Genomic DNA, 13,974 nt, shown 5'->3' with positions numbered 1-13,974 from the left:
CATGGTCTTCAGCCCATGCTCGTACCGACTGGACGGTCTGCCGTCGTGGGTTGATGCCGCATGCCGTCGTGGTCGGCGAGAGGTCGGATCAACGGAGGGGTTTCGATGCGAAGACGAACCACGGCGATCCTGCTCGCCTGCTCCTTGGCGGGTGCGACGGGGCTGACCGCGCAGGCCGCGCCCACGCCCGAGGGCGACTACATCGTGGTGCTCAAGGACGGCACCGACGCGAAGTCCAAGGCGGACAAGCACTCCCAGGACAACGGCGCCAAGGTGGGGCACCTCTACCAATCGGCCCTGAAGGGCTACTCCGGCCGGATGAGCGAGCAGTCGCGCGACCGCATCGCGGCGGATCCGGACGTGGCCTGGGTGGAGCCGGTCCGCCAGGTTCGCAGCACGGCGCAGTCGCTGCCCACCGGCGTCGACCGCGCCAACGCCGACGCCAGCCCGACCGCCGGGATCGACGGCACCGACCAGCGCACCGACGTCGACGTCGCGGTCATCGACACAGGCGTGGACAGCGACCACCCGGACCTCAACGTGGTGGGCGGCAAGAACTGCACGCTGCCGGTGCTCCCGCCGGAGGACGGTCACGGCCACGGCACGCACGTCGCGGGCACGATCGGTGCGCTCGACAACGGCGACGGCGTGGTCGGCGTGGCCCCGGGTGCGCGGATCTGGCCGGTCAAGGTCCTCAACGACGCGGGCATGGGCACCACGGCCGACGTCGTCTGCGGCATCGACTACGTCGCGGCCAACGCCGGGCAGATCGACGTGGCCAACATGAGCCTCGGCGGTGCGGGCACCGATGACGGGCAGTGCGGGCGCAGCAACGGCGATTCCGAGCACCAGGCCATCTGCCGCGCGGTCTCGGCCGGTGTCACCTTCGCGGTCGCCGCGGGCAACGACGCCGCCGACGCGCAGGACAGCGTGCCCGCGGCTTACGACGAGGTCATCACGGTCAGCGCGCTGGCCGACTTCAACGGGCAGCCGGGCGGCGGCGCTCCGGCGACCTGCCGGGACGACGAGGACGACACCTTCGCCGACTTCTCCAACTTCGGCGCCGACGTCGACCTGATCGCACCGGGCGTGTGCATCAACTCCACCTGGCCGAACGGCACGTACAACACGATCTCGGGCACCTCGATGGCCACTCCGCACGTGGCGGGCGGCGCCGCACTCCACAAGGCCACCCACCCCGATGCCTCCCCGGACCAGGTCAAGAACGCCCTCCAGCGAGCGGGCACGGCCGACTGGACCTGGCCGTCCCAAGACCCCGACGGCACCCAGGAGCCGCTGCTCGACGTCTCCGGCTTCTAGAGCCGGGTCCGGGAGCGCCGAGCACCCCGCTCGGCGCTCCCGAGCCGGTCACCACTGCGGGAACGGTCCTGCCCTGCCGAGCAGTGCGGGAACCTCCTTGCCCAGCTGCTCGCCGATCCAGGTACCGGTCCGCGACAACGCTTCCAGGTCGAGACCGGTGCGCACGCCCATTCCCGCCATCAGGTGTTCGAGATCCTCGGTGGCGATGTTGCCGGTGGCGTCGGGCGCGAACGGGCAACCGCCGATCCCGCCCACGCTGGCGTCCAACGTGGACGCACCGGCTGTCGCGGCGGCGAAGGCGTTGGCGTAGCCGGTGTTCCGGGTGTTGTGGAAGTGGCAGCGCAGGCGGGCGCCGGTGTCCTCGCGGATCCTGTCGACCAGCTCGCCGACCTGGGTGGGCACGCCCGCGCCGATGGTGTCTGCCAGGGCGAGCTCGAACGGGCCCGCCTCGGCGATGCGTCGCGCCAGCGCGACCACGTGATCGCTGCTCACCGGCCCCTCGAACGGGCAGCCGAAGGCCACGGCGATCGTGGCCACCGGGCGCACCCCGGCCGCGTGAGCGCGCGCTGCGATGTCCTCCCAGGTGCGCAGGCCCTCCTCGGTGGTGACGCCCTGGTTGCGCTCGCTGAACTCGTCGGTGGCCACGACCACCACGTTGACCTCGGTCAACCCGGTGTCCAGCGCGCGGTCGAAACCGCGCCGGTTGAGCACCAGACCCGAGTAGGAGACGTCGTCGCGCTGCGGGACTGCGGCCATCACCGCCTCGGCGTCGGCCATCTGCGGGACGAGCCGGGGATGCACGAAGGAGACGGCCTCGATCCGGCGCGCACCTGCTGCGATCGCCCGCTCGATGAGCGCCACCTTCGTCGTCGTGGACAGCAGGGTGCTCTCGTTCTGCAGGCCGTCGCGCGGCCCGACCTCCACGATCTCGATGCTGGACGGCAGCGTTGCGGTCACGATCGCCTCCTTTTGTGCACAATCTGCGCGAGAAGCAATCCTGTGTTCTCCATCAACCTGGCGCAAGGTCTGTTCAGAACCAATTCCGATTGCTAGGTTGTGCACAATTCAGAAGGGAAGTGGGACGTGTCACAAGCCGCCGCGCGGGCCTACCGGGCGCTTCGCGAGGACATCCTCACCGGCATGCGCCCGGCCGGGACCCGGCTGCGCGAGGAACAGCTCGCCGAGGACTACGGCCTGAGCCGCACCCCGGTGCGCGAGGCCATCCGCCGGTTGCAGGCCGATGGCCTGGTGCAGGTGGTGCCCAACCGCGGCGCCGAGGTCGTCTCGCTCAGCCCGGAGGACTTCGAGGAGATCTTCGGGCTGCGCAGCGTGCTGGAGAGCTACGCCGCCCGCAACGCCGCCCTGCGCGGCGACGCCGACGTGGCACGGCTGCGCGAGCTCTGCGGCGCCATGGAGCGGCAGCTGGAGCGCCTCGACGACGACGGGGCCCACGACGAGATCACCCGGCTGAACATGGAGTTCCACCAGGCCATCCACCAGGCGGGCGGGCGGCGGCTGCTGCCGGAGCTGCTGTCGCGGGTGATCGAGGTGCCGCTGGTGCGCCGCACGTTCCACCGCTACACGTCCGTCGAGCTCAACCGCAGCTTCACCCAGCACCGCGAGTTGACCGACGCCATCGAGGCAGGTGACGGCGACTGGGCGCACGCCGTCATGCAGTCGCACGTGCTGGCCGCACGGGCGACGCTGCTGCGCCCGGAACCGGAAGAGGAGGAAACCCAGTGACGGCAACGAGGAGCGGTCCGCTGTCGGACGTCCGCGTCATCGAGGCGGGAACGCTCATCGCCGGCCCGTTCTGCGGCCAGCTGCTGGCCGACTTCGGAGCCGAGGTCATCAAGGTCGAGGACCCGGGCGCGGGCGATCCGATGCGCCAGTGGGGACAGGTCAAGCACGAGGGGAAGTCCCTGTCCTGGCCGGTGATCGCCCGGAACAAGAAGTCGGTGACCGCCAACCTGCGCATCGCCGAGGGGCAGCGGATCCTGCGCGAACTCGTGGCCGGTGCCGATGTCTTTGTGGAGAACTTCCGGCCGGGCACGCTGGAGCGCTGGGGCCTGAGCTACGACGAGCTGCAGGAGATCAACCCGCGACTCGTGCTGGTCCGCGTCACCGGCTACGGCCAGGACGGTCCGTACGCCTCCCGTGCCGGGTTCGGCGCCATCGGCGAGGCCATGGGCGGCATGCGGCACGTGACCGGCGAGCCGGACCGCCCGCCGAGCCGCGTCGGCGTGAGCGTCGGCGACTCGTTGGCGGCGACGTTCTCGGCGCTGGGCGCGGTGATGGCGCTGCACGCGCGCAACCGCACCGGGCGGGGCCAGGTCGTCGACACCGCGATCTACGAGGCGGTCCTGGCGTTCATGGAATCGATGCTGCCGGAGTGGGAAATCGCCGGCTACCAGCGGGAGCGCACCGGTTCGGTGCTGCCGCGCATCGCCCCCAGCAACGCCTACCCGACCGCCGACGGTGCCGAGATCATCATCGGCGCGAACCGGGACACCGTGTTCACGCGGCTGTGCGAGCTGATGGGCGAACCGGAACTGGCCACCGGCGAGCGCTACGGCACCCACGACGCGCGGGGCGAGAACCAGGTGGAGCTCGACGAGCTCATCGCCGCCTGGACTCGCGGGTTCGACGCCGCCGACGTGCTCGACAAGCTGCACGAAGCGGGGGTTCCGGCCGGCCGGGTGTACACCGCGGCCGACATGACGGCCGATCCGCACTTCGCGGCGCGGCAGGCCATCGTCCGGCTGATGCACCCCGAGCTGGGGGAGTTCCCGATGCAGAACGTCGTGCCACGCCTGTCCGACACCCCGGGAGAGGTCCGCTCGCTCGGCCCGGAGCTCGGCGAGCACAACGCCGAGATCTACGGCCGGCTCCTCGGCGCCGACGAGGAGCAACTGCGCTGCTGGCGCGCCGACAACGTCATCTGACCAAGCGATCCCGCGTGACCGGCCGTGCCCCGAGCGCGGCCGGGCGGGCGAACCCGCGCGAAAACCGCACCGGAAGAACCGATTCGGAGTCCACGATGGATCAACGAAGATCTCAGGACCGACCCAGGTACGAGCCGATCCGCATCCGATCGCTGTGGTACGCCATGGCTTTCATCGTGCTTGCCGGGGTGCCGTTCTACCTGCCGCCCGGCTCCACGCACCCGATGGTGCTCGGAATCCCCTACTGGATGGTGATCTCGCTGCTGTTCACCTTCCTGTTCGCCGCGCTGACCAGTTGGGCCTGCCTGCGCCGCTGGAACATCGACGAGCCCGAAGAAGAAGCCGGAGGTGGAGTGTGAACGGTCTGAGCTTCGCCGGCCTCAGCGGAATCCTGGTGCTGGCCGCCTACGCGATCATCATGCTGGTCATCGGCTACTTCGCCGGACGCGGCCAGCCCGAGGGGGAGCAGAAGACCTCCCGCGGCTACTACCTCGGCGGATCCGGACTAGGTTTCGTCGCCCTGTTCTTCACCCTCTACGCCTCGCAGTACAGCGGGAACTCGATCGTCGGCTACGCGCCCGAGGCCTACCGCTCCGGCTTCACCTGGTGGCAGTCGGTCCCGTTCATGATCGCGGTGATCGCCGCGTACCTGCTGTTCGCCCCCCGGCTCTACGCCATCGCCAAGCGCGAGAAGTTCGTGACCCCCACCGACTGGGTGCGCCACCGCTTCCAGTCCACACCGGTGTCGCTGCTGGTCACGGTGCTCATGCTGTGGGGCCTGGCGAACTACCTGCTGGAGCAGCTGGTGGCGATGGGCCAGGGCATCTCCGGGCTCACCGGCAACACGGTCCCGTACCAGATCGGCGTGATCGCCTTCGTCGTCGTCATGCTCGTCTACTCGTGGTCGGGCGGTATGCGCGCGGTCGCGCTCACCGACGTCATGCAGGGCATCGCGCTGCTGGTGGGCGTGGCGGTGCTGCTGATCGGCGCGCTGTACCTGGTCGGCGGTGACCTGGGCGCGGTGACGCAGTACCTGGCCGACAACGAGCCCGAGAAGCTCGGCGTGCCCAGCAGCGAGGACTCGGTGAACTGGCTGTCGATGATCATCATGATCGGCATCGGCGCGGCGGTCTACCCGCACGCCATCCAGCGCATCTACGCGGCCCGCAGCGAACGCACCCTCAAGCGGTCGCTGGCGATCATGGCGTGGATGCCGCTGGCCACCACCGGCGTCGTGTTCGTGGTCGGCATCGTCGGGATCCAGCTGTTCCCGGGCCTGTCGGAGGACGACTCCGAGCAGCTGGTCGGGTTGATCGCCAACGAGGTCGCGGGCATCAACCTGTTCTTCTACGCGCTGATGATCCTTCTCTTCGGCGGTGTGGTGGCCGCGATCGTGTCCACTGCGGACTCCGCGCTGCTGAGCTTCTCGTCGGTGATCTCGCGGGACCTCTACGGCCGCTACATCGCGCCGAACTCCTCCGAGCGCAAGCAGGTCATGGTCGGCAAGGTCGCGGGTGTCGTCGCGATCGGCCTGCTGCTGGTGCTTGCCTGGAACCCGCCGAGCACGCTGTACAACATCTTCGTGCTCAAGTTCGAGCTCATCGTCCAGATCGCCCCGGCGTTCATCCTGGGCCTCTACTGGCGCAGGCTTTCCGCGGGACCGCTGTTCTGGGGAATGCTCGCGGGCGCGCTGCTCTCCGGTGCCTGGACGGTCTTCGACATCGACAAGCTCCACGGCATCCCGGCAGGCCTGCTCGGCCTGGGCCTCAACCTCACGATCTGCGTCGTGGGCTCCCTGCTGGTCCCCGTCCGGGAAGCCCCGAACGAAGATCCCCTACCGGCAGAACCGACCCGGCAAACCGCGACCTGATCCCGCGGCGCCGCCGCGTCCCTTCATGAGCCGAGGGCGTACATTTCGCGCGAAATGTACGCCCTCGGTGCTTAGGGTGGGGGAATGGCTGCTCGGTTGGTGCTTCTCAACGGTCCTCCCGGGATCGGGAAGTCGACGTTGGCCCGGCGGTACGTGGACGAGCACGCGGGGGTGCTCAACCTCGACGTGGACGTGCTGCGCGGTTTGATCGGGGGATGGCGGGAGCGGTTCGCCGAGGTCGGGGAGATCGTTCGGCCGTTGGCCCTGCGGATGGCCGAGGAGCACCTGCGCGGCGGGCGGGACGTGGTCCTCCCGCAATACCTGGCCAGGCCGGCGGAGATCGAGCGGTTCGAGGCCGTGGCGCGGGAGAGCGGAGCCTCGTTCGTCGAGATCATGGTGCTCGACACCCGGCGGCGCTCCGTGGAGCGGTTCGCCCGGCGGGGCGGTGGCGGTGACCCGGACTGGCACGAGCAGGTCAAGAAGATCGTGGCGCGCGAAGGCGGGGCCGAATTCCTGGCCCAGGCCTACGACCAGCTCGCGGAGGTCGTTCGGAGCCGGCCCGCGGTGACGGTGGTGAGCAGCGAGGAGGGGGCCGTCGAGCGGACCTACGACGCGCTGCTCTCCGTCCTCTCGCGATGAACGCCACCGCGGCGCCGGATGTCCGGCGCCGCGGCGTTCACCAGTCCGCTCAGGTCAGTACGGGCAGGTGGACTGGTAGTCCGAGATCGCCGGGTCGCCCTCCGGGGGAGGGCACAGGAACTGGTCGTAGCGGGTGTCGTCGTCGAGGAACCGCTTGAGCCAGGAGATGCTGAACTTGGCGATCGTGGTGTTGTCCGTGTTCGGCGCGAAGTGGCTGGCCCCGGCCAGTTCCAGGTAGGCCTTGCCCGGGTCGTCGGGCAGGCTCTCGTAGAACGGCTTGGAGTGCTGGGAAACCGGCGCGACCGTGTCGTTCTGCGCGCCGATGACCAGCGTCGGCGCGCCCACTCCGGAGAAGTCCTTGGTGGTGTGCCACGGGGTCATCGGGACCACGGCCTTGAGCGCCGGGTTGTCCAGCGCGGCCTTCAGCGAACCTCCGCCGCCCATCGAGTGGCCCATCACGCCGAGCCGGGCCGGGTCGATGAGGTCCTTCACGCTGCTGTCGTCGGTGAGGTAGTCCAGCGACGCCTGCAGTTGCTGGGCGCGGGAATCGGGCTGGTCGGAGGTGGAGTTGGTGTCGATCGTGAACACCACGAAGCCCTGCGACGCGAGCCTCGGGCCGAGCCACGAGATCGAGTCCTGGGTCCCGGTGTAGCCGGGGGAGATCGACACCGCGGAGAACAGCCCGTCGGTGGTGTCGGTGGGGTAGTAGATCGTCCCGCCGCCGAAACCGGTGACGCTCAAGCGCGACACGGATTCCTCGGCGACCTCGAACGGCCCGCGCGGGGCGGTGACGCTCTCCTCCGTCGGGTCGGGACCGTGCACGTCGTCGGGTTCGGCCGCCTGGGCCAGCGTGATGCTGCCGCTGACCAGCCCGAGCACGGCCGCGGAAACGACCAGTAATCGGCGGAATCGGGGAAGGGGACCGGTGGAACGTTTCAATTCCATGGACACGTCCTCTTGGGGAGGCGCCCTGCGAGCGGGCGCACCGGATGGGTTTCCTCGCGAAGTTCCTCGGGTCACGCGACCGTCGAAACACGTTCGGCACACGAGCAAGAGTTCCGGAACGCGATCGACTTTAAAGTAGCTCTACCAAATGGTCAATCAATCTTTCGGACCAGCTACTCTGGCGTCATGGAACAGGTCGACGGACGGAAGCTGCGCTTCCAGCACCGCCGAGGCGAAGTGCTCGCCGCCGCGACGGAACACGCCCTGGAGAAGGGCCTCGACGACCTGTCGCTGCGCAAGGTCGCCCAGTCCGCCGGGGTCAGCCACGCGACGCTGGTCCACCACTTCGCGTCCAAGGACCGGCTCGTCGCCGAGATCGTCGATCGGGTGCTGGCCGAAACGCTGTCGCTGCCGGACATGCCGCGCGATGACCCCGATCCGCTGCGGGCCATCTGGCGACGGGCCGTCAGCGAGCGCGGGCGCAGGTACGTCCGGCTGTTCGTCGCGATCACCGGCCACGCCATGTACGGCGACCCCGCGCTGGCCACCGCCGTCGCGGCCTCGATGCGGCAGCGCAACGACCTCATCGCCGCCGGACTGGTCCGCTACGGCTGCCCGGAATCGCGAGCGCAGGCCGTGGCGACCTCGATGATGTCGACCTTGCGCGGCCTGTTCGTCGACCTGCTCGCCACCGGCGACGAGCAACGCGTCGCAGCCGCGTTCGACGACTTCGCCGCGGACGTCCAGCGGCGCACCCGCGACAACTTCAGCTGACGGAGTGCTCCGTTCGGCCGCACCCGGTGACCTCTTCGGCCGCTTCTTCGGGTTCGTGCGGACACGTAGAAAACTGTGCATGGGTCTCACATCCGGTGCTGGTCACAGCCGTCGCGCCTTCCTGTCCGCCTCCGCCGGCATCACCGGCGCCGTCGTGCTCACCGGCACCGCAGGGGCCGCCGACCTGCGGCCGACCGGAGGGGGAGCGCTGCCGCCCGGTGATCCGATCTCGCCGCAGGAACCCGACGCGCGGCTGCGCGCGCTGCTCGCGCGGGTCGACGAACGGCGCATCGAGGAGGTGGTGCGCGCGCTGGTGAGCTTCGGGACGCGGCACACCCTGTCCAGCCAGGACGATCCGCAGCGCGGCATCGGAGCCGCCCGAGACTGGTTGTTCGCCGAGATGCAGGCCTGCGCCGCCCGTTCCGGCGGGCGGATGACCGTCGAGCTGCAGTCCTACGACCAGGAGCCCGCCAGCCGCATCCCGGTCACCACCCGGATCACCAACGTGGTCGCCACCATCCGCGGCACCACCGACCCGGATCGGGTGCACGTGGTCAGCGGGCACTACGACTCCCGGGCCACCGACGTCATGGACGCCGTCAGCGATGCGCCCGGTGCCGACGACGACGCCTCCGGCGTCGCGGTCGTGCTCGAACTGGCGCGGCTGCTGGCCGAGGAGCCGATCGAGTCCACCGTGGTCCTGGCGGCCGTGGCGGCCGAGGAGCAGGGGCTCTACGGCGCGAACCACATGGCCGAGCGCTTCGCCGCCGACGGCGTGGACGTGCGCGCGATGTTCACCGACGACATCGTCGGAGCCAGCCGCGCGGACGACGGCACCTCCGATCCGCGCACCATCCGGTTGTTCGCCGAAGGCGTGCCCACCTCGGAAACCCCCGAGGAGGCCCAGATCCGGCGCTCGGTCGGTGGCGAGAACGATTCGCCGTCGCGCCAGCTCTCCCGCTTCGTCACCGACGTCGCCGCCAACACCGCGACGGGGATGGACGTGCGGGTCATCTACCGCCGAGACCGCTTCCTGCGCGGTGGTGACCACATCCCGTTCCTCGAAAAGGGCTACCCCGCAGCGCGGTTCACCGAGCCGAACGAGGACTTCCGGCACCAGCACCAGGACGTGCGCGAGGAGGGCGGCGTCCGCTACGGCGACCTGCCGGAGTTCTGCGATTTCGGCTACATCGCCCGCGTCGCCAAGGTCAACCTGGCCGCGATCTGGTCGCTGGTGCAGGGGCCGGGCGCGCCCACCGGCGTGGTCGTGCGCACCGCGAACCTGACCAACGACACCGAGCTGGTCTGGGAACGCGGTCCGGAGCCGGACCTGGCCGGGTACGAGGTCGTCTGGCGCGAGACGACCGACTCCGACTGGACGCACCGCATCGACGTCGGCGACGTCACGACCGCGGTGATCGACCTGTCGAAGGACAACGTCTTCTTCGGCGTGCGCGCCATCGACACCGACGGCCACCGCAGCCCGGTGACCTTCCCCCGACCGCTGCGGGACTAGGAGCTGCGTGGGAATAGCGATTGCTCGGCGGTGCGGGTGGCAGGACCTGAGCGGCTTCGTGGTCCCGCCCCTGCCCCGCTGGGAACGTCAGGGCTTCGCCGCCACCGCACCGTAGATGAGGTTGGTGATCTCGGACCTCGGCGCGAGAGAGGGGCCTTCGGGCCACCAGTCGACCGTGCGGACCAGACCGGGAGCCACGACGTCCAGGCCGTCGAGGAAGGACAGGACCTCCTCGTTGCTGCGCCACCAGCAGGACGCGACCATCTCGTGCAGCGTGCCCTCGATCGTGGCGGCCATCTCGCGGTACTTCTGCGACTCCGGCGGCCAGCTGAAGTGCGACATCGCCACGTACGACCCCGGGGCGAGCGCCTCGACGTAGCGCTGCATGACCTCGCGCGGCCGGTGCTCGTCGGAGACGTGGTGCATGGTCCCCGAGTGGATCAGCGCGATCGGGCGCTCGAAGTCCAGGTTGTTGGTGATCACCGGGTCGCTGAGGATGTCGTCGGGGTGACGCAGGTCGTTGATGGAGAAGTGCGTGTTCTCGTTCTCCGCCAGCATCGCCCGCCCGTAGGCGGCGACGGTCGGGTCGTTGTCGACGTAGACCACGACGGCGTCCGGGTTGTTGGCCTGGGCGACCTGGTGCACGTTCTGCATCGTCGGAAGCCCGCAGCCCAGGTCCAGGAACTGGTCGACGCCGGCGTGCAGCGGCGAGCTCAGGAACCGCGCGGCCCGGATCAGCCAGTACCGGTTCTCCTGGGCGAGCGGCCGCGCCTCGGGCACGATCTCCTCGATGGCCTTGAGGATCGTCCGGTCGACCTCGAAGTTGTCCTTGCCGCCCAGCCAGTGGTCGTAGCCGCGGGCGACGCTGGGCGAGGAGGTGTCGATGTCGGTGACGGGACGTTCGTCGTGCATGTCGTCATGATCGCGCGTCGTGATCTCGGTGTCGACGCCACGACATCTCACTTGACGAACATTTCCTCTGCCCCTCAATGGCTTCCGGTGAGTTCTCCCGTGAGGCGGCCGTGCATGGCGGCGCTGCGCTCGTCGAGGCCCACGATGTCGACCCGCTTGCCGCGCGCCTCGTACTTGGTGGTGATGGCGTCGAGCGCGGCGACGGTGGACGCGTCCCAGATGTGGGCCTCGGTGAGGTCGATGACGACCTCGGCGGGGTCGGTCGCGTAGGCGAACTCGTGGACGAGCTCGTTGCTGGAGGCGAAGAACAGCTCACCGGTGACGTGGTAGACGACCTGGCCGCCGTCGGGGTCGGTGACGGCGGTGACCTCGACGAGGTGGGCGACGCGGCGGGCGAAGATGACCATCGCGGTGATCGATCCGACGACCACGCCGATCGCGAGGTTGTCGGTGGCCACGACCACGGCCACCGTCACCAGCATCACGATGATCTCGCCCGCGGGCATCCGCTTGAGGGTCTTCGGCGCGATGCTGTGCCAGTCGAAGGTGCCCACGGAGACCAGCACCATCACGGCGACCAGCGCGGCCATCGGGATCTGCGAGACCAGCGGCCCGAAGGCGATGCACAGCACCATCAGGAACGCGCCGGCCAGGAACGTCGACAACCGCGTCCGGGACCCTGCCGTCTTGACGTTGATCATGGTCTGGCCGATCATCGCGCACCCGCCCATGCCGCCGAAGAAGCCGGTGACGATGTTGGCGATGCCCTGCCCGATGGACTCGCGGGTCTTGTTCGATCGCGTGTCGGTGATGTCGTCGACGAGCTTCGCCGTCATCAGCGACTCCATCAGCCCGACCAGCGCGAACGCCAGGGCGTAGGGAGCGATCAGCGCGAGCGTGTCCAGCGTGAACGGCACCTCTGGGATGCCGGGCGCTGGGAGGGAGGACGGCAGCGCGCCCTTGTCGCCGACGGTGGGCACGGCGATGCCCGCGGCGATCGTCACCGCGGTCAGGGCCACGATCGACACCAGCGGTGCCGGGACGACCTTGGTGAGCTTCGGGAACAGCACCATGATGACCAGCCCGGCCGCGAACAGCGGGTAGACCATCCACGGCACGCCGATGAGCTCGGGGACCTGCGCCATGAAGATCATGATGGCCAGCGCGTTGACGAACCCGACCATGACGCTGCGCGGCACGAACCGCATCAGCTTCGCCACGCCCAGCGCACCCAGCGCCACCTGGAACACCCCGCCCAGGATGACGGTGGCGACCAGCACGCCCATCCCGTGCTCGCGCGCCAGCGGGGCCACGACCAGCGCGATCGCGCCGGTGGCGGCCGAGATCATCGCGGGTCGGCCGCCGACGACCGAGATGACCACCGCCATGGTGAACGAGGCGAACAGGCCCACGCTGGGATCGACCCCGGCGATGATCGAGAACGAGATCGCCTCGGGGATCAGGGCGAGCGCGACGACGAGGCCACCGAGGACCTCGGTGCGGGCCACCTTCGGCGACAGCCATGCAGGACGGGACAGCGACAGCTCGGGCACGCGACAACCAGACGGGTTTCAGCGCCGCGTCGTCACCGATCGCGGCGGGAGAGCAGGGGGAGAGGGGCGGCGCTGCCCGGCAACTCTTCCCTCACGTTAGATGAGGGTTCCCGGCACTCCCGCAACCGGCAGGCCGGGTGAGGCCGACCTCCTCCTCGTAGTGAGCGGGCCGTGCGCTCGCCGATCTGCATCCGCTCACCCACGCCCGAACCACTCCTCGATCGACATCGCCCTGACGGCGCCTGAACACGTCCGGATGGCATCACGGTACGCACAGCGGCGCCCCGGAGCGGACGTCAGGTCTGGTCGGGCCCGGCGGTCTCCGAGGTGGATGTCGACGGTCGTTGCGCGATGCCCGGCCGCGGCGCGGGGACCTGCGTGCCGAACTCGCCCGGGGCCGGGACCTCCTTGCGCGCGACGGCTTCGGCCGCGCGGACCGCCTCGGCGACCTCGGGGTTGGTGGAGGTGTCGAACCAGTCCTGCACCGCGTCCTCCACGGCTTCGGCCGGGGGAGCGTCCTCGGTCTGCTCCGGCGGTTCGTAGCGGAAGACGCCCTCCTCGTCGGCCTTGCCCAGGCTCCGGGCGAAGCCCTCCAGCGACTTGGTGAACTCGCTGGGCACGACCCACACCTTGTTGGCGTCGCCCTCGGCCATCTTCGGCAGCGTCTGCAGGTACTGGTAGGCGAGCAGTTCCGGTGTGGGTTTGGCGCGCTTGACCGCCGCGAAGACCTTCTCGATGGCCTTGGCCTGCCCCTGCGACTTGAGGTACTGGCTCGCGCGGTCGCCCTGGGCGCGCAGGATGCTGGACTGCCGGGCGGCTTCCGCCGTGAGGATGGCGGCCTGCTTCTGACCTTCCGCGCCGAGGATCGCCGCCTGCTTCTGGCCTTCGGCGGTCTTGATGGCCGATTCGCGGGTGCCTTCGGCGTTGAGGATCATCGCGCGCTTCTCCCGGTCGGCGCGCATCTGCTTCTCCATTGAGTCCTGGATGGACGGTGGCGGGTCGATGGCCTTGAGCTCCACGCGCGCGACGCGGATCCCCCACCGGCCCGTCTCTTTGTCCAGCACCCCGCGCAGCTGCGTGTTGATCGCATCGCGCGAGGTCAGCGTCTCCTCCAGGCTCATGCCGCCGACGACGTTGCGCAGCGTCGTCGTGGTGAGCTGCTCGACGCCGGTGATGTAGTTGGAGATCTCGTAGACCGCCGAGCGCGCGTCGGTCACCTGGAAGTAGACGACGGTGTCGATGGAGACGGTCAGGTTGTCCTGGGTGATGACCGGTTGCGGGGGGAAGGAGACGACCTGCTCGCGCAGGTCGACGCGGGCGCGGACCCGGTCGAAGAACGGCACCAGCAGGTTGAGGCCCGGCTGCGCGACGGTCCGGTAGCGGCCGAGCCGCTCGATCACCGATGCGGTCGCCTGCGGCACCAGCAGCACGGTCTTGGCCACGAGCACGACGACCAGCAGGATGATGACGGCCAGCACGATCAGTGCGGTCGGGTCCATG

13 protein-coding genes are annotated in these 13,974 nt (G+C 69.5%); 8 read left to right on the top strand and 5 right to left on the bottom strand.

The genetic code is table 11. The features are described from left to right. Positions 1-105: 105 nt before the first annotated feature. Positions 106-1,320 (top strand): S8 family peptidase, encoded by a 1,215-nt coding sequence (locus tag AB0J78_RS23340; protein WP_363792393.1) that lies wholly within the window; start codon positions 106-108, stop codon positions 1,318-1,320. A 48-nt stretch (positions 1,321-1,368) separates the two neighbouring features. Here AB0J78_RS23340 and AB0J78_RS23335 read toward each other — a convergent pair whose 3' ends face one another. Then, complete coding sequence (locus AB0J78_RS23335) at positions 1,369-2,277, bottom strand: hydroxymethylglutaryl-CoA lyase (RefSeq protein WP_363792391.1); 909 nt, start codon at positions 2,275-2,277, stop codon at positions 1,369-1,371. A 126-nt stretch (positions 2,278-2,403) separates the two neighbouring features. Between AB0J78_RS23335 and AB0J78_RS23330 the strand changes: the two genes are divergently transcribed. The 5 genes from AB0J78_RS23330 (at position 2,404) to AB0J78_RS23310 (ending at position 6,774) form a co-directional block, all read left to right on the top strand. After that, positions 2,404-3,063 (top strand): GntR family transcriptional regulator, encoded by a 660-nt coding sequence (locus AB0J78_RS23330; RefSeq protein ID WP_363792389.1) that lies wholly within the window; start codon positions 2,404-2,406, stop codon positions 3,061-3,063. Then, positions 3,060-4,265, top strand: coding sequence for a CoA transferase (locus AB0J78_RS23325; protein WP_363792387.1), 1,206 nt, complete (start codon positions 3,060-3,062; stop codon positions 4,263-4,265). Before AB0J78_RS23330 ends, AB0J78_RS23325 begins: the two co-directional genes overlap by 4 nt. A 164-nt stretch (positions 4,266-4,429) precedes the next feature. Further along, a complete protein-coding gene (locus AB0J78_RS23320; protein WP_363792385.1) occupies positions 4,430-4,624 on the top strand; it encodes a hypothetical protein in 195 nt (64 codons plus the stop codon). Continuing rightward, positions 4,621-6,135, top strand: coding sequence for a sodium:solute symporter family protein (locus tag AB0J78_RS23315; protein WP_363792383.1), 1,515 nt, complete (start codon positions 4,621-4,623; stop codon positions 6,133-6,135). The genes AB0J78_RS23320 and AB0J78_RS23315 overlap by 4 nt, the downstream gene beginning before the upstream one ends. 84 nt (positions 6,136-6,219) lie before the next feature. After that, a complete protein-coding gene (locus tag AB0J78_RS23310) occupies positions 6,220-6,774 on the top strand; it encodes an ATP-binding protein (protein WP_363792381.1) in 555 nt (184 codons plus the stop codon). A 54-nt stretch (positions 6,775-6,828) separates the two neighbouring features. Here AB0J78_RS23310 and AB0J78_RS23305 read toward each other — a convergent pair whose 3' ends face one another. After that, positions 6,829-7,719 (bottom strand): dienelactone hydrolase family protein, encoded by an 891-nt coding sequence (locus tag AB0J78_RS23305; RefSeq protein WP_363792379.1) that lies wholly within the window; start codon positions 7,717-7,719, stop codon positions 6,829-6,831. A 186-nt stretch (positions 7,720-7,905) separates the two neighbouring features. Between AB0J78_RS23305 and AB0J78_RS23300 the strand changes: the two genes are divergently transcribed. Both AB0J78_RS23300 and AB0J78_RS23295 read left to right on the top strand, forming a co-directional pair. After that, entirely contained in the window at positions 7,906-8,493 is a 588-nt protein-coding gene (locus AB0J78_RS23300; protein ID WP_363792377.1) for a TetR/AcrR family transcriptional regulator, read from the top strand. Positions 8,494-8,572: 79 nt separating this feature from the next. Continuing rightward, positions 8,573-10,009 carry a M28 family metallopeptidase gene (locus AB0J78_RS23295; protein ID WP_363792375.1) on the top strand — a complete coding sequence of 479 codons (1,437 nt, stop codon included), beginning with the start codon at positions 8,573-8,575 and terminating at the stop codon, positions 10,007-10,009. An 87-nt stretch (positions 10,010-10,096) separates the two neighbouring features. On the opposite strand, the gene AB0J78_RS23290 is transcribed toward AB0J78_RS23295, so the two are convergent. The 3 genes from AB0J78_RS23290 to AB0J78_RS23280 all read right to left on the bottom strand — a co-directional run bounded on the left by AB0J78_RS23290 (position 10,097) and on the right by AB0J78_RS23280 (position 13,973). Beyond that, positions 10,097-10,921 carry an SAM-dependent methyltransferase gene (locus AB0J78_RS23290; RefSeq protein WP_363792373.1) on the bottom strand — a complete coding sequence of 275 codons (825 nt, stop codon included), beginning with the start codon at positions 10,919-10,921 and terminating at the stop codon, positions 10,097-10,099. Positions 10,922-10,995: 74 nt separating this feature from the next. Then, positions 10,996-12,474 carry a SulP family inorganic anion transporter gene (locus tag AB0J78_RS23285; RefSeq protein ID WP_363792371.1) on the bottom strand — a complete coding sequence of 493 codons (1,479 nt, stop codon included), beginning with the start codon at positions 12,472-12,474 and terminating at the stop codon, positions 10,996-10,998. Between the two features lie 296 nt (positions 12,475-12,770). Beyond that, positions 12,771-13,973: an SPFH domain-containing protein gene (locus AB0J78_RS23280; protein ID WP_363792369.1), complete on the bottom strand. Its 1,203-nt coding sequence runs from the start codon at positions 13,971-13,973 to the stop codon at positions 12,771-12,773. Between the last annotated feature and the right edge of the window lies 1 nt (position 13,974).

This window comes from Saccharopolyspora sp. NPDC049426, from assembly GCF_040676935.1.
In the GTDB taxonomy this organism is placed as follows: Bacteria; Actinomycetota; Actinomycetes; order Mycobacteriales; family Pseudonocardiaceae; genus Saccharopolyspora.
The sequence above is the reverse complement of the archived record's forward strand: the minus strand, read 5'-3'. Positions and strand labels throughout refer to the sequence as shown.

Bases quoted from the DNA above. Each gene is read 5' to 3' on its own strand.
- AB0J78_RS23310 (WP_363792381.1), top strand. From the start codon at position 6,220: ATGGCTGCTCGGTTGGTGCTTCTCAACGGTCCTCCCGGGATCGGGAAG.
- AB0J78_RS23340 (WP_363792393.1), top strand. From the start codon at position 106: ATGCGAAGACGAACCACGGCGATCCTGCTCGCCTGCTCCTTGGCGGGT.
- AB0J78_RS23320 (WP_363792385.1), top strand. From the start codon at position 4,430: ATGGCTTTCATCGTGCTTGCCGGGGTGCCGTTCTACCTGCCGCCCGGC.
- AB0J78_RS23280 (WP_363792369.1), bottom strand. From the start codon at position 13,973: ATGGACCCGACCGCACTGATCGTGCTGGCCGTCATCATCCTGCTGGTC.
- AB0J78_RS23290 (WP_363792373.1), bottom strand. From the start codon at position 10,921: ATGCACGACGAACGTCCCGTCACCGACATCGACACCTCCTCGCCCAGC.
- AB0J78_RS23305 (WP_363792379.1), bottom strand. From the start codon at position 7,719: ATGGAATTGAAACGTTCCACCGGTCCCCTTCCCCGATTCCGCCGATTA.
- AB0J78_RS23295 (WP_363792375.1), top strand. From the start codon at position 8,573: ATGGGTCTCACATCCGGTGCTGGTCACAGCCGTCGCGCCTTCCTGTCC.
- AB0J78_RS23300 (WP_363792377.1), top strand. From the start codon at position 7,906: ATGGAACAGGTCGACGGACGGAAGCTGCGCTTCCAGCACCGCCGAGGC.